1 protein-coding gene is annotated in these 952 nt (G+C 32.5%); it reads right to left on the bottom strand.

The window, feature by feature from the left end; all coding sequences use genetic code 11:
• Positions 1-448: 448 nt before the first annotated feature.
• Positions 449-919: a GNAT family N-acetyltransferase gene (locus E1171_RS00695; protein WP_155203112.1), complete on the bottom strand. Its 471-nt coding sequence runs from the start codon at positions 917-919 to the stop codon at positions 449-451.
• Positions 920-952 lie beyond the last annotated feature (33 nt).

The raw sequence follows: 952 nt of genomic DNA on the forward strand, positions 1-952 counted from the left end.
AGCTAGTCGCCTAAATGATTTTATAAAATGTGATTGATCATAGAACCCATAATTTAAAGCTAATTGGGTCAAATTATTTGCTCCTGAAACATAAACGATCTGGTCTGCAGCCCTTCAAATCTTAATTATTGTAAAATACTCCTTAGGAGATAGTCCCATAAGGCTTTGAAATTTTTTCTCAATATTTCTCTTAAAGCTTGTCAAAAATGATTTAACTAGAAGGTTAATGATTAGAGAAAAACCGACCAAAACACTTCCTAACCTAAAGAATTACTTACTTTCAAATAGGCTTTTCTCATATCCTCACTCTAAAAAATATAACCTAATTTAAAGCCCCAACTCAACAAGAAATAGAAAAACAGGTTAATTCTTCACATTTCTTAAAAAATCCTCCGTCTTTCCTATTGTACCATCCGATCCCATTATATATTAGTTAAATTTATCAATTTCAAATCCCCTCTATTTTCATACGCATCTCTATTAAATGTTTATTAAAACCTGCTTTCTCATAGGCTCGGATGGCAGAGTTATTGTCGTTATAAACATCTAAACGTACCTCATTTACCCCTTTAACTAAGGCCCATTCTTTTAGTTCCCCCATAATTTTTTGATTAATTCCTTTCCCTCGGAATTCAGGCTTAACATACATAAATCCCAGATAAGCATATTTTTCATGCTTCAAATAAGACTTAGAATCATTAAGACTAACATAGGCCGAACAAATAATTTCATCTTTAAATACTCCCACTATAACCTCCGTATTCCTGGATTGAATCATCTCTCTCAAATCATAATAATTAATTGGATCCGGCTTTAAGGTTGGATCAAAAGGGCGCTCTGCAGCGATGATTGCCTGTTCAAATTTATATAAAGTCGGCAAATCCTCTAAAGAAGCTTGTCTGAATTTGATTTCCATCATTTAAGCAAAAATTAAAAGAGCTATGTCAAAAAA

The sequence above is a fragment of the Xanthovirga aplysinae genome (assembly GCF_009711365.1).
Classification (GTDB): Bacteria; Bacteroidota; Bacteroidia; order Cytophagales; family Cyclobacteriaceae; genus Xanthovirga; species Xanthovirga aplysinae.

What these genes read in the sequence shown, in the direction of transcription:
- E1171_RS00695 (WP_155203112.1), bottom strand. Translation starts at nt 919, where the DNA reads ATGATGGAAATCAAATTCAGACAAGCTTCTTTAGAGGATTTGCCGACT.